Below are 19,270 nucleotides of genomic sequence, written 5' to 3'. Positions count from 1 at the left end.
AGAGTTTTGGGGGTGCCCTGACAGCAGGCGCAAGCGGTCGCGGGCCACATTGCCGCAGATGGCCCACCGAACCGGCTGCGGCGGCGGCATCGACCTGCTGCCGAGCCCCGCCCCGGCAGACTGGAGCGCCGACGACGGGGCGCTGTCCGTTCCCGGGCGCTACGTACCGAGGGGCGAAACCTGGCAGTGGGCGGTGGCCCCGACGGACGGTTTCCGTGTGCCAAGGACGGCTTCCCTGTGCTTCGGCACACCTACGCCTCGATCAGCTGGAATCCGGAGAGCTGGAGGGCCTGGTCAGTCCGTCGTGAATCCTAAGGTCAGAGGGTCGTATAGCCTGGGGAAATGCTGACAGAAGTCATTGCGACCCGCTACGTCACGCCGTTGCGTGAAGGCGGGTCGTTGCCGGGGACCGTCGAAGCCGACGACCTCGGCACGTACGTCATGAAGTTGTCTACCTGATGGCGCTGACCTGCATCGATGTGGCTGTGCCCACCCCTGACCTGCGCGGATGATTCTTTCAGCGTCTTTCGGGATCGTGCTGTGTTACGCGGTCGATTCTCCCCATGCACTCCCCAGGGCCGACGATACTCCCCAGATTCTCCCCAGGAAGTGACGTTGCGGCGGGCCTGGTGGCACGGGACGTCATGCCGCCGGAGGTGCTGCCAAGGGGACGTTGAGTGACTGCCTGGGAGGGCAGGGCGGAAGCCTGGCTCCGAGAGGATGAGCGCAAGGCGCGAGTCTGACTCTGCCTGATCAGGGTCACTGGTCCGGATTTGACGTGCAACCGGATGATGCCTGTCGGTGCCTTCTCGGCGCGCTGCCTCGCGCTGGTGGGAAGTGGGGCAGCCTCGTCGGCCTCGCAAGTCCGTGAGCCTAAAGGCTGCCCCATATGCGGAAGCGGATCTCTCAGTCCTCACACCCGTCGATGTCGTCGTCGCATCCGTCAACATCGCCGGGGGCGACCGTGTTCAGACGCCATGCGATGAGTCCCGTGCCGTGCTTGTCAGGGGCAACGTAAGCCTTGAAGGGCTTACCTGCCGGGAGGTTGTAGTGGTCCGCCTCGCGGTCCCCGCACTCCACCCCGTAGGGCTGCTCTTCCTCACCCCGGGACAGGGTCAGCGTCAGCTCCTCGACACCGTCCGTGTCGCAGGTGATCTCAAGCCGGTACGGCTTCTTGTCGCTCGCGGGGAAGGACTTGTTCCACCCGGAACCGATGTACGCGGTGCCGGCGTCGACGGGCCCCGGTTTGGTGCCGTCGTCGGCAGCGGCGTCCAGTGCACGCTCCGCACGCCGCAACGCGTCGTCCGGCTCCCAGGGTCGGGCGCCCCCGGAGGGCGCGGGAGGCTGCGACGTCTGTGACGAGGCATCCGCGCTTTCCGATGGCTTACCGTCGCCGCCCCCGTCGCCGCCCTGCCCATCCGCGCAGCCGGACATCAGGATGGCCAGGGCGGCGACGGACAGGGGAACTGCGTGACGTATGCGCATGAAAGGATCTTATCCGGGAGGAACAAGCTGGTATTCGCGTCCCAGCGCGTCGGCCTGGGTGTTGCCGTACACGGAAACCTCGCCATCGGACCAGCGCACGAAGACGTCGGGTCGAGCTGGAAGGAGAAGTCGTACTCATCCAGCGTCTTGTGATGTGGCAGCCGCGACAGCCGCAGGCCCTGACGGAAGCGGCGGTCATCACGGACGGCGAGTTCCTCGGACAGGACCAAGTCGAGGAACTCGAGGTAGCCCATCTTCGCCTCGTCGGCCCGGCGGGTGAACTCGTGGATGGTCTCCGCGAGATGGGGCAGGCCGAGCTTGCTGGCCGTGGTGCGGATGCGGTTGCCGGTCAGCTGGCTCAAGAGGGGTCCTTCGTCGCTCGGTTGGTGGTGAAGGGACGGGTGCCGGTCAGTTCGTCATAGACGGACAGCGGTCGGCGGCTGACCTCGACGCTGGCGGCAGCGGCCCGGTTCAGCAGGGCTTGCAGCGAGCCGGCCTCGGGGCCGGGCAGCTGGTCGCGTCGGGGCTGGGGCACCACATCGCCGGTGGTGGTTCGGCGTCCGGCTCCTGTGGGGAGGCCGTCCCAGTGCCTCTCGTCCACGATCTTCGCGCCGCGGCCGATCGCCCGAGGGTGGACGGCCAGCAGTGTGTTCCCGTCGGCGGCGGGGACAGTGGAGTGCAGGGTGACCTGCAACTTCGTGGCACGGATCTCGACCAATTGACGTGGGCGGACCTTGCGGGCGGGCACCGAGTAGAGGTTCGCGTCGAAGGCGACCAGGCAGTCCTTGCCGACGTGCCGCAGATGGCGCTGGGTCACCACATACGGCGTCGGCGGCAGCGGCCGCAGAGCCACGTGATCGCGCACGGCCCGGTGCCCGATGACCTCGCCGTGGGTGCCGTGCACCTTCGCCCGCCGCAGCGGCACCCAGGCCGAGAAAGCGGCATCCATCTCCTCGATGGAGGAGAAGGCCCGTCCAGCCAGCACGTGATCGCGGACGATCAGGACTCGCCGTTCGACCCGCCCCTTCCCGGTCGGGCGATAGGCGGCCAGGACGTCGATGTCGAAGCCGTAATGGCCGGCGAATGCGACCGCCTCCGGATGCAGAGGAACGGCCTCGCCCGGCGCGACGTGCCGGCGCACGACCGTCTTGGTGCGGTCGTAGACGATCGTCATCGGTACCCCGCCGAAGTGCGCGAACGCGGCCCGATGGCAGTCGAAGAAACTCGCCAGGTCCTGGCTGGTGGTGAAGCAGCAGAACGGGTCGCGGGAGTACGACAGCGTCATGTGGAACGAGTAGACCTTCGGGATCCCGACGTGGGCGAGGATCTTGCCCTCGTCGCCCCAGTCCACCTGAGCCTGCGCACCGGGGATGACCTCGAACCGGCGGTGCATGCCCGCCAGCTCCTTCGGCGTGATCCCGAGTTCCTCGGCGATCCTGGGGCGGGCTTCTTGGACGTAGAGCTTGGTCCGCTGATAGTTCCCAGTGAACCCGTACTCCGCAGCCACCCGCTCGTGGATGACCGCGGCCTTCAACAGGATCTCCGCCCGGAGCATCGAGTCGATCACCGGTGCGAACTCGTCAATCACCCTCGCACGCGACCGCCCGCTCGGCGAACGGCGAGGAGGAGTCGCCGGACCCGGCGCCGACAGGTACTTGCGGACCGTCTTCCGATCCAGCCCCGTCTCCCTGGAGATCTCCGACAGGCTCATCGCTCCGGACTCGAGCAGGCCGCGAACCTCCGAAGCTCCAGCCAGCGCTGGGGATCCAAGACCACTGCCAGCCTCCTCCGCCACCCGAAACGACCAGGCAGCAGAGTGCCGAGCAGTAGACCTCACCGCATCAACAACTGTCCCTTTTCATCCGTACGAAGCTGGGGACGTTCGTCTGTACGCCGACAGGAATCTTGATGCCTTGTGGGATCCACTTTCCGTGGATGTAGGGCGCCCTGTTGAGATCATTTGGGAAAGCTCTGACCTCACGTGAGCTGGCGCGTTGACCGATTCGGGTCGTGGGCGAAGCGATGCGGCTTGCTTCAGCGTTCGGTGTGGTCGATGCCAGTTGCAGAAGGCCCCGAACTCGCGGAGCGCGTGCAGGAGGTGGTTCTGGTTCCAGATCAAGGTCCGGTCCAGCAGGTCGCGTCGGCACGTTGTGTCCAGCACTCCATGGGGGAGTTCATACGCGGCATCTGGATGCCGGTGGTGACGACCTTCAGCCCGGCGTCGGCCGGCAAGGTCCGCGACGCTTCTGTGTGCAGGTCGCGGCGTGGCGGCGTTGGAGCAGGCCGGCGAGGACAGCGCGGTCGGTGTCGGTGAAGGTGGGATTGTAGACCTGGCGCTGCAGGGCCAGCAGTTGGTGCCGCAATGCCAAGATCTTGATCTCTTTATCTCGGTCACTCGCGGCGAGATAGGGCAGGCGCAGTAGCACGAAAGATCAAGATGCCGTTGATGCCGAGCACTGGCCAAGGCGCCGAAATGATCAGCGGGCACATCTGGAAAGTGGCGATCAAGGCCGCGACCTGGGCGGATGAATTATCGGCACCCGCAGAATCGGGATTCGGCCAACAGGGTATTGACTCCGCCGGTATAGTGAAGAGGAAATCGGGGATCGGGGGATCTTCATGATGTGGTTTAACGACGTCCAAGTCGCCATGTCCGGGCAGCGGAGATCTGCCTGTTGACGCCGACGTGATCCGGGACACCGGGGGCGGCGACCACTGTGGCCAGGACCGGGAGCCGAGTCGCCGGGCGGTAGCGATATCGCCGTGGTGTTGTTCGGCAGGTCTGGCCGGAATCGGATGATCCGTCATGCTGCACGACGGGGCCAGTAGTTCTCCGCTGGCTCGGATCCGTTGTGCCGCAAGGACTTCTCGCACGCGAAAACACACGAAGGGTACTTGGTGTGGTTAGGCGCATGACCGCACGTGTCATCGGAGCACCCAGAAGGATCCTCATCTCGGCGTTTCTCCTGCTGGTGGTGGCGGCCGTGGTCGCGATCCCGGTTGTGGGCAGACTGTCGGCGGGGGGCTTCCGCGACCCTGACACCGAATCGTCCCGCGCCACCACGGAACTCGCCCGCAAGTTCGACCAGGGTGACATGCAGTTGCTGCTGACGGTGACGGCCCCGGGCGGCGTGGCCGGGAGCGCGGCCCGGGCGGCGGGATCCCGCATCGTCCAGGAGTTGAAGCAGTCCCCACACGTGGCCGCGGTGTCCTCTCCGTGGACGGTTCCCGCACCGGCGGCGGCTACTTTGACCAGTAAGGACGGTCGCACCGGGCTGATCACGGCCGGCATCGACGGAAGCGAGAGCGACGCACAGCACTACGCCAGCGACCTGGCGGCCCAGGTGACGAAGGCGCCCGAGGGTGTGGTGGTGAAGGCCGGCGGCAGCGCGATGCTGTACGCGCAGGTCCGGGACCAGAGCGAGAAGGACCTCGTCTTCATGGAAGCCGTCGCCACCCCGCTGAGCCTGCTGGCGTTGATCTGGGTGTTCGGCGGGTTGGTCGCCGCCGGGTTGCCGCTCGCTGTCGCGGCGGTGGCCGTCACGTGCTCGGCGGCGGTGCTCCGGTTGCTCACCATGGTCACCGAAATTTCGATCTTCGCGCTCAGCCTGGCCACCGCACTTGGCCTGGCGCTGGCGATCGACTACACGTTGCTGATCATCAGTCGGTTCCGGGACGAAATGGCCGTGCGACGGTCCGTCGACGACGCGATCGTCCGCACGATGGCGACGGCGGGCCGCACGGTGTTGTTCTCGGCGAGCACCGTCGCGCTGTGCATGTTGCCGATGATGTTGTTCCCGATGGGTTTCCTCCGCTCCATCGCCTACGCTGCGGTGACCGTCGTGGTGTTCGCGGCGGCGGGCGCCCTCGTGCTCACGCCCGCCGTGATCAAGGTTCTCGGCCAGCGGATCGAGTCGTGGAACCTCAGGCGTCCAGTGCGCCGCCTCTTCGGGCGGACCGACGGTGCACGTCGACGCACGGAGGATTCCTTCTGGTACCGCAGCACCAGGGTGGTGATGCGCCGACCGCTGGCGGTGGCGGCGGTGGTCACCGCCGTGCTGTTGCTGCTCGGCGCACCATTCCTTGGCCTGCGGTTCGGATTCCCCGACGACCGGAGCCTGTCCTCGTCCGCATCGGTACGCGAGGTCGGCGACGAGCTGCGCGACGGCTTCACCGTGAACGCCCAGGCCACCGTGCCGGTGGTGCTCTCCGACACGCAGAACATGACGGGTGCTCAGCTCGATGGATACGCGGCTGCGCTGTCACGGGTCTCCGCTGTCGAGTTCGTGGCGGCCCCGGGGGCGACCTTCGTCCACGGCAACCGGGTGCCGGGGCAGTCGGGCGGTGCCAGCGTGACAAAGGATGCCGCGTACCTCACCGTCGCAAGCACCGCGCCGGTGTTCTCCCAACAGTCGGAGAACCAGTTGGACAAGCTGCACGCTGTGGTGACGCCGGACGGGACCCACGTGAAGTTCACCGGCACCGCGCAGGTCAACCGGGACAGCGTGGACTCGGTCATCTCCCGCCTGCCGCTGGTCATCCTGCTGATCGCGATCATCGCGGCGGTGCTTCTGTTCCTGGTCACCGGGAGCGTGCTGCTGCCGTTGAAGGCGGTGGTGCTGGACATGCTCTCGCTGTCGGCGGCCTTCGGCGCGCTGGTCTGGATCTTCCAGGACGGCAACCTGTGGGCGCTGGGCACGACGTCGGTGGGCACGCTCGTGATCCAGACGCCGATCGTGCTGTTCTTCATCGCCTTCGGTGTGTCGATGGATTACGAAGTGTTCATCATGTCGCGTATCAGCGAGTACTGGAGGCGCTCCGACCGCACGGACGTGGCCAACGCCGAGGCGGTCGCGCAGGGCCTGGCCCGCACCGGACCGGTGGTGACCGCGGCCGCGGCGATCATGACCATCTCGTTCGCGGCGCTGATCGCCGCCCAGGTGTCGACCATGCGCATGCTCGGCTTCGGGTTGATGGTGGTGGTGCTGGTGGACGCAACCCTGGTGCGGATGTTGCTGGTGCCGGCGTTTATGAAGATGTTGGGCCGGGCCAACTGGTGGGCGCCGCGCTTGCTGCGCCGTTGGCACGACCGGTGGGGGATATCCGAACAGAGTCCGCCGGTGCGCGCGGAAGTGCCGGTCGGTTGATGACGATCACTAGTGCTGGAGAGGGGAAAAACCGATGACCGCGCGCAACGCATCCGATTCGGGTATGAGCGAGCTGTCCCGTGACGAGGTCTCCAACCGGCTGCTGAAGGGGTCGGTGAAGCGGTCCTACATCCCGGTGGTCGACATCGACTGGGAGGCGCCGCTGGACGAGGACAAGTTCTTCGTCGCGCCAAAAACGCTGTCGCTGTACGGCACCGACCTTTGGCTGCGCATGGACCGGCGGCAGCGGATCGAGCTGTCCCGGCAGGAGTTCGTCAACATGCTGTCGACGGCGATCTGGTTCGAGAACATCGTCAACCAGGGCCTGCTGCGGCACGTCATGCACACGGACCCACGCAGCAGCGAGACCCACTACAGCCTGACCGAGCTGGGTGACGAGACCCGGCACATGGTCATGTTCGGCAAGGCGATCAAGCGGGTCGGCGCCAAGCCGGTCCGGGTGCCGCTGGCGCAGCGCGTCGTGCTGAACATGATCCCGCTGTTCCTGCGGGGGAGCGGGCTGTGGCTGTTCGCCCTGCTGGGCGAGGACATCACCGACGAGTTGCAGCGCCAGATGGCGGAGGACCCGGAGATCCAGCCGCTGGTCCAGCGGGTGCTGCGGGTGCACATCATCGAGGAGGCGCGGCACATCAGCTTCGCCCGCGATGGCATCCGCAAGCGGGTGGCGGCGATGCCGCGCTGGCGACGGGTGGTGCTGGCCAACGTGCTGGGCCTGCACGGCATCGTCAACCAGCAGGCCTTCACCAACCCGGTGGTGTACCGGCGGATCGGCCTGCCCGACCCGAAGGCGGCGCAGCGCGCGGCCATGGCCAACGAGAACTTCCGGCTGGTGCAGCGGCGGTGCTTCGCCGGCATGGCAGAGTTCTTCGAGGAGGTCGGCCTGATGGGCCGGCTGTCCAAGGCCATCTGGAAGAAGATCGGGTACCTCGACTGATGGCCGGCTTGTCCAACCACGACGGGGTGTACGACGGCCCGGCCACGCTGACCGCGGCCGGCGTCGACCAGCAGGTCAGGGTGCGGCTGGCCGGGCGAGTCGACCCGATCGACGGCAAGTACCACTGGCAGGGCACGGTGCTGGCGGCCGACTCGCCGGACACGCTGGCCGGCGGGCTGCCGGTGACCGTGACGATCGGGGACCGGTCGGCCGACGGTCGGCTGGCCGAGAAGACGCCGTGGGGCAGCTATTCGATCACGGGCGTCGGCACGGCGCTGTTCGACGTAGCCGAATTCGACCAGTGACCAGGTGAGGGGGTGTCATGGAAACGTATCCGTCCTTGATCGACGGTGTTGACGGCGAGCACGACAAGTGGATCCACGTGCTGCGGACCAGCGCGATGCTGACCGACGAGATCGGCTGCCTGCGGCTCAAGCGCGGCTTGGACCGCGGCACGGTCGCCGGCGTGCCGGATGACCGGGTGGTCGGCCGGGTCGGGGTTTCGACGCCGGAGCAGCTGGAGCGGGCGACGGCGGCCGCGCGGCGGGCCCAGTTGGACTGGGCCGGCGCGAGCGTCGACGACCGCGTCGAACTCGGCCGCCGGATCAACAAGGTGATGCGGGAGAACACCGGCCGTTTTGCCGAGTACCTGGCGGCTGAGGGGCATCCGCGCAAATTCGCCGAGCTGGAGATCGCGGTTGCGATGGAGGGCACCAGCGAGCTGAGCCTGGAGCTGACCAGGGCGCAGCTGGCGCGGGTGGAGCGGGTCGGCGACCGCGAGACGCGCCTGGTGCGCAAGCCGGACGGCGTCGTGTGCGTGCACCCGCCGCACAACGCGCCCGCGGCCAACTCGCTGCTGGGGATCGGCGCGCTGATCGCGGGCAACGCCGTGGTGGTCAAGGCGCCGCGTAGTGCCCCGCTCACCACCGCATGGGCCTGGCGCGAGCTGGTGTGCCCGGTGCTGTGCGACTTCGGCGCACCGACCGGGTTGGTCAACGTCGTGTGCGGCGAGCCGAACGCGGTGCTGCGGCAGTGGCTGGCCAGCGAGGACACCGACAACCTGATGTTCTTCGGGGACTCGACCCGCGGCATCCCGGTCGGGCAGGAATGGTTCGCGGCCGGCAAGAAGACCGTGCTGGAGCTGTCCGGCAACGACGGTGTGCTGGTCTGGCGGGACGCCGAGATCGACCTGGTGGTGGAGGCGCTGCAGGAGGCGTACTACGGGTCCGGCCAGGTGTGCATGGCGCCGAACTTCGTGGTGGTGCACCCGGCCGTCGCCGACACGGTGATCTCCCGCCTGGCCGACGCGGTGCGCACGATGCGTCCGGGCCTGCCGGAGGACCGCGACACGGTGCTGTCGCCAGTGTTCAAGTCGGCTGAGTTCTTCACGACGCTGGAGCAAGCCGTGGTCGGCGGTGCGGAGTTGTTGTACGGCGGCAACCGGATCGACGTCGAGGGCAAGGCCAGCGAGGTCGGCTTCTTCTTGGAGCCGACCGCGGTCAAGGTGGCCGGGCTGGCGCTGGCCGACCGGCTCGATGTGGTCCGCAAGGAGACGTTCTTCCCGCTGCTGTCGATCGTGGTCCCCGACGACGGCCGCGACGACACCGCCCTGCTGCGCGCGTGCGTCGGCTTCATGAACCGCAACCGCTACGGGCTGCGCAACTCCTTGTGGTCCAGGGACCCCGAGGTCATCGAGGCGTTCTGCGCTGGCGTCAACAGCGGAACGTTGAAGGTCAACGACAGCCACATCGGTGTCTCGCCCGGGGTGGCCACGCACGGCGGCACCGGCCTGTCCGGGGGACCGTACGGCGGCGCGAACTACCCCGTGCTGGGGACCTCGCGGCTGCAGGCCATCAGCATCGCCACCGATGTCCACCCCCGTCGGGAGATCTTCGAGGTCGCCCGCGGCACTGTCCCGTCCTGATGTCGAGAGTGGAGAAAAAAAGGGGGCGTCACGTGACCGTGACGGATGAGAAGTCCGCCGACATCGCACGGCTTCACTCGAAGTACCTGAGCCGTGGGAGGGCGAAGATCGCCAGCATGTTCGGTGGCCAGATCGAGCACCGCTCCGCCGGCGCGCACATCTACACCTCGGTAGGGGAGAAGTACCTCAACTGCGCCGGCTATGGCGTCACACTGCTCGGCGCGACCCACCCGGACGTCGTGGAGGCCGTGGTCGAGCAGGTCCGGCGGCACCCGATCTCGTCGCGGGTGTTCTTCGACGATGTGACGCCGCTGGCCGCGCAAGCGCTGGCCGAGGTGTGTCCCGGCGACCTGCGGAAGGTGTTCTTCTGCGGGTCCGGGGCCGAGGCTGTGGAGACCGGGCTCAAGCTGGCCCGGGCCAACGGCCACACACGGATGATCACCACCTCCAACGGCTACCACGGCCGGACCATGGGGGCGCTGAGCGTAAGCGCCACACGGCGCTACCAGGAGCCCTTCGAGCCGCTGGTCCCCAAGGTGGTGGAAATCCCGTTCGGGGACAGCGCCGCCCTGCGCGAGGCCCTGCGGGACGCCGAGCCGTCCTGCTTCATCGTCGAGCCGATCCAGGGCGAGGCCGGCGTGATCATTCCCGATGACGACTACCTGCCCGAGGTCTCCCGGATCTGCAAGGAGAACGGCTGCTTCCTCATCGTCGACGAGGTGCTGACCGGCATGGGGCGGACCGGCTCGTGGTGGGCGATCAGCGAGCAAGCCGTCGAACCGGATGTGATGCTGGTGGGCAAAGGCCTGTCCGGCGGCGTGGTGCCGGTGTCGGCGGCGGTGTGCACGCCGACCGCGTTCGCACCGTTCGACAAGGATCCGATCCTGCACGCGTCGACCTTCGGCGGGTCGCCGATCCAGACCGCCGCGGTGCTCGCCGCCATCGAGGCGACCAAGGCCCATGACGTCGTCGGCACGTCGAGGACAATCGGCGAGCGGCTGCTGCGCGCCCTGCGCGCCGCGGCTGAGGGCGCCGCGCCGGGCATGGTCCGGCAGACGCGCGGGCGGGGGCTGTTGCTCGGGGTGGAGTTCGAGGACCCCGGCTCCTCCGCGGAGCTGATGCTGCACCTGCTGGACAACGGCGTCCTCATCAACCACTCGGTGAACAACCCGCACGTGGTGCGGTTCACGCCGCCGGCGGTGATGTCCGAAGACGACATCCAGACGCTGGAGTCGGCGATGGCGAAGTCGTTCCGGCAGCTCGGCAAGCTGTCCGTCGGGCGTCGGTGAGGAGACGAGATGAAGACCGTGCACGTCGACCAGGTGGTCGTGGGCTGGGACCGGCTCGCCGTCTACGAGAAGCTCAAGGACGGCGAGTCCTACAAGGAGCACGCGCCGGAGCACGTGAAGTCGGTGGTGCTGGAGGCCACCGACGATCCCGACACCATGATCTCGCACTGGGAGCTGTACTTCCGCAACGGCCTGCTCGAGTGGTCCGAGCGGGACCACTACGACAAGCAGCAGACGATCCTGCGCTTCGAGCAGATCGACGGCGACTTCGACGAGTTCCACGGGCACTGGCAGGTGTCCCCGGTGTCGGACACCGAGGTGCGGGTGACGTTCACCGCGACGTTCGACTTCGGCGTGCCCAGCGTGGAAGCGATGATCGAGCCGGTGGCCGCGAAGCTGCTGGAGGAGTCGGTGGCCCGGGTGATCACGGAGTTGTTCGGTCCAGTCGTCGATGTGACCCAGTCCTGAACTGCCGGTAGGCGCGCCGTTGGGGACGGCGTCGCCCGCCGGGCTCGCACGTGCCCGGGGGAGGGCCCATGTTCAGCTCGTTTGTGGATCTGCTCGGCTTTCGGGAGTCGGAACGGCCGACGGCTCCGGTGTACCGGTACCTGGAGTCGGGCGACGTCGACGGCGACATCACCGTGATGTCCTACCGAGACCTGGCGACCCGGGCCCGCGCCATCGCGGCGGATATGCAGGAACGCGGACTGGCCGGCCGGCACGCGCTGCTCGTCTACCCACCCGGTCTGGAGTTCGCCGGCGGGTTCTTCGGCTGCTTGTACGGCGGTGTGGTCGCGGTTCCGGTGCCGCTGCCCGAGTTCCACCAGTTGGACCGTTCCCTGCGCCGACTGAAGCGGATCATCGCCGACGCCGACATCGCGGTCGTGCTGACCACGCGGCTGGTGGTGGACGGACTGGCGGCCGTGCTGAACGAGATGCCCGAACTGGCCGCGCTGACCTGGATCGCGACCGACGAGGTGGCCGACGAGCGGGCCACCGGCTGGCGTGATCCAGCTGTCGGCCCGGAGGCGACGGCGTTCCTGCAGTACACCTCGGGCTCGACCTCCGACCCGCGCGGCGTGATCGTCAGCCATCGCAACCTGCTGCACAACCAGCAGGCCATGGCCGACGGCCTGGGGCACAACGCCGAGCTGGTCGATTCCTGGGAGGGCGACCTGTTCGGTAGCTGGCTGCCGGTGTACCACGACATGGGCCTGATCGGGCCGGTGCTGCACACGGTCTTCGTCGGCTGCAGCACGGTGATGATGTCGCCGCTGCACTTCCTCCAACAGCCGGGCCGCTGGCTGTCGATGATCTCGGCGTTCGGGGTGCGGGGCAGCGGCAGCCCGAATTTCGGCTACGAGCTGTGCGTGCGCCGGGCGACGCCGGACTTCGTAGCCGGGCTGGACCTGAGCCGGTGGCAGGTCGCGCCCAACGGGGCCGAGCCGGTGCGGGCCGACACACTGCGCCGGTTCACAAAGACGTTCGCCCCGGCCGGCTTCCGGCCGGAGGCGCTGCTGCCGGTGTACGGGCTGGCCGAGGCGACGCTCATGGTGGCCGCCGGCTCAGGTGTCGACCGGCTGCCGACGATCTACCAGGCCGGTCCAGAGGAGCCGGAATGGGTCGGCTCCGGGCAGCCGGCCAGCGGCATGACGGTCGAGATCGTCGACCCGAAGGCCCGCGTCGAGTGTCAGGAAGGGACAGTCGGCGAGATCTGGGTGGCCGGCGACAGCGTGGCCGGTGGATACCTGGGCGATGCCGAGAAGACCAGGGAGACGTTCGGCGGCCGGCTGGCCGACGGCCGCGGCCCCTTCCTGCGCACCGGCGATCTGGGATTCCTTCGCGGCGGTGAGCTGTTCGTCACCGGACGCCGCAAGGATTTGCTGGTCATCGACGGCAAGAACCACTATCCGCAGGATGTCGAGCTGACAGTGGAGTCGGCGCACCCGGCAGTGCGCGCCGGCTGCGTCGCGGTGTTCTCCGTGGACAGTGGCAACGGCGAGACGCCGGTTGTCGTGGCGGAGGTGAAGACCACCGACCCCGCCGAACTCGACGCCGTCGCAGACGCGATCCGCGGCGCCGTCGGGGTGGGGCACGGACTCGCGGTCCACGAGGCGGTGCTGATCCCGCCCCGCACGATCTTCAAGACCAGCAGCGGCAAGATCCAGCGGCAGGCCACCCGCGCCGCCTACCTGGCCGGGGACCTCGACGTGATCGCCCGCACGGTACCGCCGACGGCCATCGAGGCGCCGCCCGCGGAGTCGATCACGGCATGGCTGGTCGCAGCGGTCGCCCGGGAAACCGGCATCGATGCGGCGCGGATCGACCACGGGCGGCCATTGGCCGAGTTCGGGCTCGGCTCGCGCGGACTGGTCGAGCTGACGGTCCAGCTGTCGGAGTTCACCGGTCGACCGGTGGATCCCGGCCTCGTGTTCGAGCACCCGTCCATTGCGGCAGTGTCGGCCGCGCTCGGCGACGACGTCACGGCCGAGCAAACCGAGCACCGGGTACCGGCCGAGAGCGCGGTGGCGATCGTCTCGATGGCGGGCCGCTTCCCGGGCGGGGCCGACGATCCCGAAGCACTGTGGGAGCTGCTCGCCGGCGGCGTCGACGCCGTATGCGAGGTGCCGGCAGATCGATGGGACACCGCCGACCTGCACGACCCGAATCCGGATGCGGCCGGAACGACCTACACGCTCCAAGGCGGCTTCCTGACCGGTGTGGACCAGTTCGACGCGGAGTTCTTCGGAATCTCCGCCCAAGAGGCGACCGTGATGGATCCACAGCAGCGACTGCTGCTGCACGCCGCATGGGAGGCCATCGAGCGGGCGGGCCTGGATCCCCGGAGCCTGGCCGGCAGCTCGACAGGTGTCTACATCGGACTCTACGACAGCGGGTATCTGTCCGCCGCCGATCTCAGGCAGCTGACCGGGCACGTCGGCACCGGCAACACGGGCAGCGTCGCCTCCGGACGCATCGCCTACACCCTGGGGCTGCAGGGGCCGGCGATCACCGTCGACACGGCCTGTTCGTCCTCCCTGGTCGCCCTGCACCTGGCGGCCAAAGCGGTGGCGACCGGCGAGTGCGACATGGCCCTTGCCGGTGGCGCCACCGTGATGGCAACTCCCCGGGCCCACGTGGAATTCAGCCGCCTGCGCGGGCTGTCCGCCACCGGCCGCTGCCGACCGTTCGCGGACGACGCCGACGGCGTGGTCTGGGCCGAAGGCTGCGGGCTGGTGCTGCTCAAGCGCCTGGATGCCGCGCTGCGCGACAACGATCCGGTGCTCGCGGTTATCCGCGGTTCGGCGGTCAACCAGGACGGCCGGAGCCAGGGACTCAGCGCGCCCAACGGGCTCGCCCAGGAGCGGGTCATCCGGGCCGCCCTCGCGTCGGCCGACCTGACACCGCAGGACATCGACTACGTGGAGGCGCACGGCACCGGCACCCCGCTCGGCGACCCGATGGAAGCGCGGGCACTGGCCCGGGTCTTCGGCCCCGGCCGCGCCGCGGACCGGCCGCTGGCGATCGGTTCACTGAAGTCGAACCTCGGCCACGCACAGGCGGCAGCCGGCATCTGCGGTGTCATCAAGACCGTACTGGCGCTGCACCACGAACGGCTGCCGGCCTCCCTGCGCGCCGACACCCCCTCCAGCCAAATCGACTGGGCGGCCTCCGGCCTGGAGGTGCGGCGTGACTCCGCGCCCTGGCCCTCGGGCGGGCGAATCCGACGAGCAGGCGTCAGCGCCTTCGGTATCAGTGGCACGAACGCGCACGTGGTGTTGGAAGAGCCACCGGTTCGCGAGCAGATCATCGACGCCGAGGTGACGGCGCCGCTGCTCATGCCGATTTCCGGGCGCACGCGAACGGCGTTGGCCAAACAGGCCCAGCGCCTGCTGACGCTGCTCGACACGACCCCGGACCTGCCACTGCCGACGTTGGCGCGGACGCTGGCCTTCCGGCGGACCCACTTCGAGCACCGGGCCGTGGTCCGGGCACGGACCGCCGACGAGCTGCGCGACGGATTGGCCGGCCTGACCAAGGACCAAGCCGCGCCGAGCCTGGTCACCCGCTCCGCGCCGGCACTGAGCAACGGCAAGGTGGCGTTCGTGTTCCCCGGGCAGGGAGCACAGTGGACGTCGATGGCGCTGGACCTGCTGGCGTGGTCGGAGCCGTTCCGAGCCGAACTCGCCCGGGTCGACGCCGCGATCCGGCGGTACACCGGCTGGTCCGCGACATCCGTTCTGCGCGGCGACGCCGATGCGCCGCAACTGGCCGGCGATGACGTGGTGCAGCCGGTGCTGTTCGCCGTGATGGTCTCGCTGGCCGCCCATTGGCGCGAGCGTGGCGTGACGCCGGATGCGGTCGTCGGCCACAGCCAGGGCGAGATCGCCGCCGCATACGCCGCCGGCGCGTTGTCGCTGTCCGACGCGGCTGCCGTAGTCGTCCTCCGCAGCCGGGCCCTGCCGCGGATCGCCGGCGCCGGCGCCATGGCGGTCGTCGGCCGACCGGCGCAGGAACTGCGACTGGGCGACGGGGTTTCGGTGGCGGCGATCAACGGACCGCGCACGACTGTCGTCGCCGGCGACCGGGCGACCGTGACCGAACTGCTCGAGACACTGGCCACCGAGCAGGTGTTCTGCCGACTGCTCGATGTCGACTACGCCTCGCACACCGAGCACGTGGACGCGCTGCGTGAGTCGCTGGCGGCGGACCTGTCCGGCATCACCGCCCGATCCGGGGCCATCGCCTGGTATTCCACGGTGTGCGCCGAGCCGGTCGCCGAGGCCGATGACGGCTACTGGTACCGGAACCTGCGCGAGCCGGTGCGATTCGCCGACACCATCACGCGGATGGTCGACGACGGATACCGGTTCTTCGTCGAGATGAGCCCGCACCCCTCGCTGCTGACAGCCGTGCACAGCGTCGCCGAGGACGCCGGACGCGAGGTCCTCGCCGTGGGGTCGCTGCGCCGCGACGAGGACGGGCCGACCTGCCTGGACCACGCCCTGGCCGAGCTGCACATCGGCGGCCACCATCTGGACTGGACCGGGCTGGTGGGCCCGGCCGACGGCGCCTTCCTTGCGCTGCCCACCTACGCCTGGGACACCCGCTCGTACTGGACGCGCCCATGGTCGGGCACCATCCGGGCGCCGGGCTTCGGCCACACTCGCCACCCGCTGCTCGGCGCCGTACTGCCCAACCCTGCGACCGGCGGTGTGACGCTGACCGGTTCGCTGGACCTCGACCGCCAGCCCTGGCTGGCCGACCACGCAGTAGCCGGCACGGTGCTGTTGCCGGGCACCGCGTTCGTGGAGTTCGCGCTCGTCGCCGGCGACGAAGTGGACTGCTCGTCGGTGCAGGACCTGGTGATCACCGAGCCGCTGCGGCTGTCAGCCGACAGCGAGGTGGCGGTCCAGGTTGTGGTCGGCCCACCCGACGACACCGGCGACCGGCCGGTGTCGATCCACGCGTGTCGGAACGACGACCGAACCTGGACAGAACATGCGCGGGGAACACTGTCCCCTGCGGACGGAGCACTGCCGGAACCCCTTGCCTGGCCGCCCGTTGACGCCGAACCCATCGACCTGACCGATGGCTATGACGGACTCGCCGACTATCAGTACGGCCCCACCTTCCAAGGACTACGGGCGGCCTGGCGCATCGGTGACGACGTCTACGCCGAGGTGGCGCTACCCGACGGAGTGCGCGACCGGGCCGGCGACTACGCGCTGCATCCCGCATTGCTCGACGCCGTGCTGCACGCGCTGGCGTTCGCGGTGGAGCCCGCATCGGACGGCACCGTGCTGCTGCCGTTCTCCTGGTCCGGGGTCACAGTGCGATCGGCAGGGGCGCCAGCGGTTCGCGCGCGTCTGAGCCGGATCGCCGAAGACCAGGTCGGGATCACCATGGTCGACGCCGAGGGCGTTGTGGTGGCGCAAGCCGAGACTGTAGAGCTGCGGGCGACGCCGTTGTCCCGACTGGCCGGCACTCGGCCGCACGACTCGATGTTCACGCTCGACTGGGTTCCGGTGACCGTCGCACCAGCCGACGCAACCAACGCGCGCTCGCTCCACCTCCATCGCACCTCGACACCCCCTTCCGCAGGGGTGGTCTCGGCGGTGCTCGACCAGGTCAAAGAACATCTGTCCACTGAGGACGAAAGCCCGCTCGCCATCGTCACCAGCAAGGCCGTCGCGGTCGCGGAAGAGACCGAGCTGGATCTGTGCCACGCACCGGTATGGGGCCTGCTGCGGTCCGCCCAGACCGAGCACCCGGGCCGCATTCTGCTGGTGGACGTCGACGACTGGGCAAAGGCCGATGCCGCCGTCGCGGTGGCGGTCGGCCACAATGAGCCGCAGCTGGCGCTGCGGCACGGGCGGTTCCTCGCACCCAGGATGACCCCGGTCGCACCCGAACAGGGTGATGGGCCAAACCTCGGAGACGGCACGGTCCTGATCACCGGTGGCACTGGGTCGCTCGGCAGCCTGGTCGCCCGGCACCTGGTCGCCGAGCACGGGGTGCGCAACCTGCTGTTGCTGAGCCGGCAAGGCCCGGCCGCGGCCGGTGCGCAGACTCTCGTGGCCGAACTGCGGGAGGCGGGCGCCTCAGTGCGTGTCGCCGCTTGTGACGCAGCCGACCGCTCCGCCTTGGCTGCCGTGCTCGATGAGATCCCGGCCGAACGGCCGCTGTCCGCGGTGATCCACACAGCCGGTGTGTTGTCCGACGCCACGTTTCTGTCGACCACACCGCGCAACATCGCGGAGACGTTCCACGCCAAGGTGGATTCCGCGTGGAACCTGCACGAGCTGACCATGACCCGGGACCTGGCCGCCTTTGTGCTGTTCTCGTCGGCGGCCGGCGTGCTGGGCGCGCCCGGGCAGGCCGGATATGCCGCCGCCAACACCTTCCTCGACGCTCTCGCGGCGCACCGGCGGCAGCAGGGACTGGCCGGGCTGTCGCTGGCCTGGGGCGTCTGGGAGCAGGACGGCGGCATGACCGCGTCCCTGCGGGAGAGCAGGCTCTCCCGCGGCGGCATGGTCGCCCTCACACCGGAGCACGGCCTGGCAGTGTTCGACAGCGCGATGTCGACAGCTCCCGCGCTGGTCGTGCCGATACAACTGCGGCTGGACGTGGTGGCTCGGGCCGAGGTCGTTCCGCCGGTGTTACGCGAACTGGTACGCGGCCGGGTGCGTCGGGCAGCGGGTGACGCCCGCGCGGCGCAGGCGGGCTTGACTCGGCAGCTGGAGGGTTTGTCCCAGAGCGAACGGCATTCAGTGCTGCTGGAGCTCATCCGGTCGAACGTCGCCGCCGTACTCGGGCATGCGGGCGCCGCTGACATCGCACCGGACCGTGCCTTCCAGGACCTCGGGTTCGATTCCCTGACCGCGGTGGAACTGCGGAACCGGCTCCGGAACGCGACCGGGCTGACCCTGTCGACGACGGTCGTCTTCGACTACCCGACACCCGAGGCATTGGCCAAACACATCGGCGCCGCACTGCCTGCTGCCCCGGATGCCGGCGACGAGGCGATCTGGTCGGCCATTCGCACCGTTCCGCTGGCCGACCTGCGGGATGCCGGGCTGCTCGACCGGTTGCTGACGCTGGCCGGCCGGTCCGGCGAGCAGCAGACCCGGGCGGCCGCCCGTGACGACGACATCGACGCCATGGATGCCAACGACCTGGTGGCGCTCGCGCTGTCCCAGGGGGAGTGACCGGTGTCCACGCCAGCAAAGCGAAAGTGTGATTTCCATGACCGGTTCTGACGGCAGCGAACTGATCAAGGCGCTGCGGGTGTCACTCAAGGAGAACGAGCGGCTCAAGCGGCGGGTCGAGGCCATGGCGGCCCGCTCGTCCGAGCCGATTGCGATCGTCGGCATGGCCTGCCGGTTCCCTGGCGGCATCGATTCGCCCGAGGGCCTGTGGGAGCTGGTGTCCGGCGGCCGGGATGTCGTTTCGGACTTCCCAACCGATCGCGGTTGGGACATCGACGGCCTCTTCGATCCGGATCCGGATGCGGTTGGTCGTTCATACACGCGGTCCGGTGGGTTTCTCACTGATGCGGCGGGATTTGACGCGGCGTTCTTCGGGATCGCGCCGGCTGAGGCGTTGGCGATGGATCCGCAGCAGCGGTTGTTGTTGGAGTTGTCGTGGGAGGCGCTGGAGCGTGCGGGCGTCGACCCGTCGTCGTTGCACGGCAGCGCCACGGGCGTGTTCGCGGGTCTGATCGCTCAGGCCTACGGTCTGGAAGCCGGCGATGCCGCCGATGGCTACCGGGCGACCGGCGTGCAGTCGAGTGTCGCCTCCGGCCGGGTGTCGTATGTGTTGGGCTTGGAGGGCCCGGCGGTGTCGGTGGACACGGCGTGCTCGTCGTCGTTGGTGGCGTTGCATCTGGCCATCCAGTCGCTGCGGCTGGGGGAGTGCGATCTGGCCTTGGCCGGGGGCGTCACCGTGATGGCGTCGCCGACGATCT

The 19,270-nt window shown here is 68.9% G+C and carries 10 protein-coding genes and 2 pseudogenes; 8 read left to right on the top strand and 4 right to left on the bottom strand.

Annotated features, from left to right (window positions below):
• Positions 1-906: 906 nt before the first annotated feature.
• From ACF1BH_RS29005 to ACF1BH_RS28990, 4 genes and pseudogenes are all read right to left on the bottom strand, one after another.
• Positions 907-1,485 carry a hypothetical protein gene (locus ACF1BH_RS29005; protein WP_391647269.1) on the bottom strand — a complete coding sequence of 193 codons (579 nt, stop codon included), beginning with the start codon at positions 1,483-1,485 and terminating at the stop codon, positions 907-909.
• A gap of 107 nt (positions 1,486-1,592) precedes the next feature.
• Positions 1,593-1,847: pseudogene (locus tag ACF1BH_RS29000) on the bottom strand (ATP-binding protein); the annotation flags it as partial.
• Positions 1,844-3,261 (bottom strand): annotated as a pseudogene (istA, locus tag ACF1BH_RS28995) (IS21 family transposase). The pseudogenes istA and ACF1BH_RS29000, both read right to left, overlap by 4 nt.
• Before the next feature lie 434 nt (positions 3,262-3,695).
• Complete coding sequence (locus tag ACF1BH_RS28990; RefSeq protein ID WP_391647267.1) at positions 3,696-3,911, bottom strand: hypothetical protein; 216 nt, start codon at positions 3,909-3,911, stop codon at positions 3,696-3,698.
• 486 nt (positions 3,912-4,397) lie between these two features.
• On the opposite strand from ACF1BH_RS28990, the gene ACF1BH_RS28985 reads away from it, so the two are divergent.
• The 8 genes from ACF1BH_RS28985 to ACF1BH_RS28950 form a co-directional block, all read left to right on the top strand.
• The gene (locus tag ACF1BH_RS28985) at positions 4,398-6,632 is read left to right on the top strand and encodes an MMPL family transporter (RefSeq protein ID WP_391647265.1); all 2,235 of its coding nucleotides are present in this window, start codon (positions 4,398-4,400) and stop codon (positions 6,630-6,632) included.
• A gap of 64 nt (positions 6,633-6,696) precedes the next feature.
• On the top strand, positions 6,697-7,587 hold the full coding sequence (locus ACF1BH_RS28980; RefSeq protein ID WP_391647263.1) for a diiron oxygenase: 891 nt from the start codon (positions 6,697-6,699) through the stop codon (positions 7,585-7,587).
• Positions 7,587-7,892, top strand: coding sequence for a DUF4873 domain-containing protein (locus tag ACF1BH_RS28975; protein ID WP_391647261.1), 306 nt, complete (start codon positions 7,587-7,589; stop codon positions 7,890-7,892). Before ACF1BH_RS28980 ends, ACF1BH_RS28975 begins: the two co-directional genes overlap by 1 nt.
• 17 nt (positions 7,893-7,909) lie before the next feature.
• On the top strand, positions 7,910-9,511 hold the full coding sequence (locus tag ACF1BH_RS28970) for an aldehyde dehydrogenase family protein (protein ID WP_391647259.1): 1,602 nt from the start codon (positions 7,910-7,912) through the stop codon (positions 9,509-9,511).
• A 32-nt stretch (positions 9,512-9,543) separates the two neighbouring features.
• Positions 9,544-10,800 carry an aspartate aminotransferase family protein gene (locus ACF1BH_RS28965; protein ID WP_391647257.1) on the top strand — a complete coding sequence of 419 codons (1,257 nt, stop codon included), beginning with the start codon at positions 9,544-9,546 and terminating at the stop codon, positions 10,798-10,800.
• Positions 10,801-10,809: 9 nt separating this feature from the next.
• On the top strand, positions 10,810-11,268 hold the full coding sequence (locus tag ACF1BH_RS28960; protein ID WP_391647255.1) for a type II toxin-antitoxin system RatA family toxin: 459 nt from the start codon (positions 10,810-10,812) through the stop codon (positions 11,266-11,268).
• A gap of 68 nt (positions 11,269-11,336) precedes the next feature.
• Entirely contained in the window at positions 11,337-18,512 is a 7,176-nt protein-coding gene (locus ACF1BH_RS28955) for an SDR family NAD(P)-dependent oxidoreductase (RefSeq protein WP_391647253.1), read from the top strand.
• A gap of 37 nt (positions 18,513-18,549) precedes the next feature.
• Positions 18,550-19,270, top strand: a 721-nt coding sequence (locus ACF1BH_RS28950; RefSeq protein ID WP_391647250.1) for a beta-ketoacyl synthase N-terminal-like domain-containing protein, incomplete at its 3' end; no start/stop codon positions are given.

It is taken from the genome of Streptomyces sp. NPDC014733 (assembly GCF_043083385.1).
Classification (GTDB): domain Bacteria; phylum Actinomycetota; class Actinomycetes; order Streptomycetales; family Streptomycetaceae; genus Streptomyces.
Note: the sequence above shows the minus strand (reverse complement) of the source record. Positions and strands in the feature narration are given on the sequence as shown.

Bases quoted from the DNA above. Each gene is read 5' to 3' on its own strand.
- ACF1BH_RS28985 (WP_391647265.1), top strand. From the start codon at position 4,398: ATGACCGCACGTGTCATCGGAGCACCCAGAAGGATCCTCATCTCGGCG.
- ACF1BH_RS28975 (WP_391647261.1), top strand. From the start codon at position 7,587: ATGGCCGGCTTGTCCAACCACGACGGGGTGTACGACGGCCCGGCCACG.
- ACF1BH_RS28955 (WP_391647253.1), top strand. From the start codon at position 11,337: ATGTTCAGCTCGTTTGTGGATCTGCTCGGCTTTCGGGAGTCGGAACGG.
- ACF1BH_RS29005 (WP_391647269.1), bottom strand. From the start codon at position 1,485: ATGCGCATACGTCACGCAGTTCCCCTGTCCGTCGCCGCCCTGGCCATC.
- ACF1BH_RS28970 (WP_391647259.1), top strand. From the start codon at position 7,910: ATGGAAACGTATCCGTCCTTGATCGACGGTGTTGACGGCGAGCACGAC.
- ACF1BH_RS28980 (WP_391647263.1), top strand. From the start codon at position 6,697: ATGAGCGAGCTGTCCCGTGACGAGGTCTCCAACCGGCTGCTGAAGGGG.
- ACF1BH_RS28960 (WP_391647255.1), top strand. From the start codon at position 10,810: ATGAAGACCGTGCACGTCGACCAGGTGGTCGTGGGCTGGGACCGGCTC.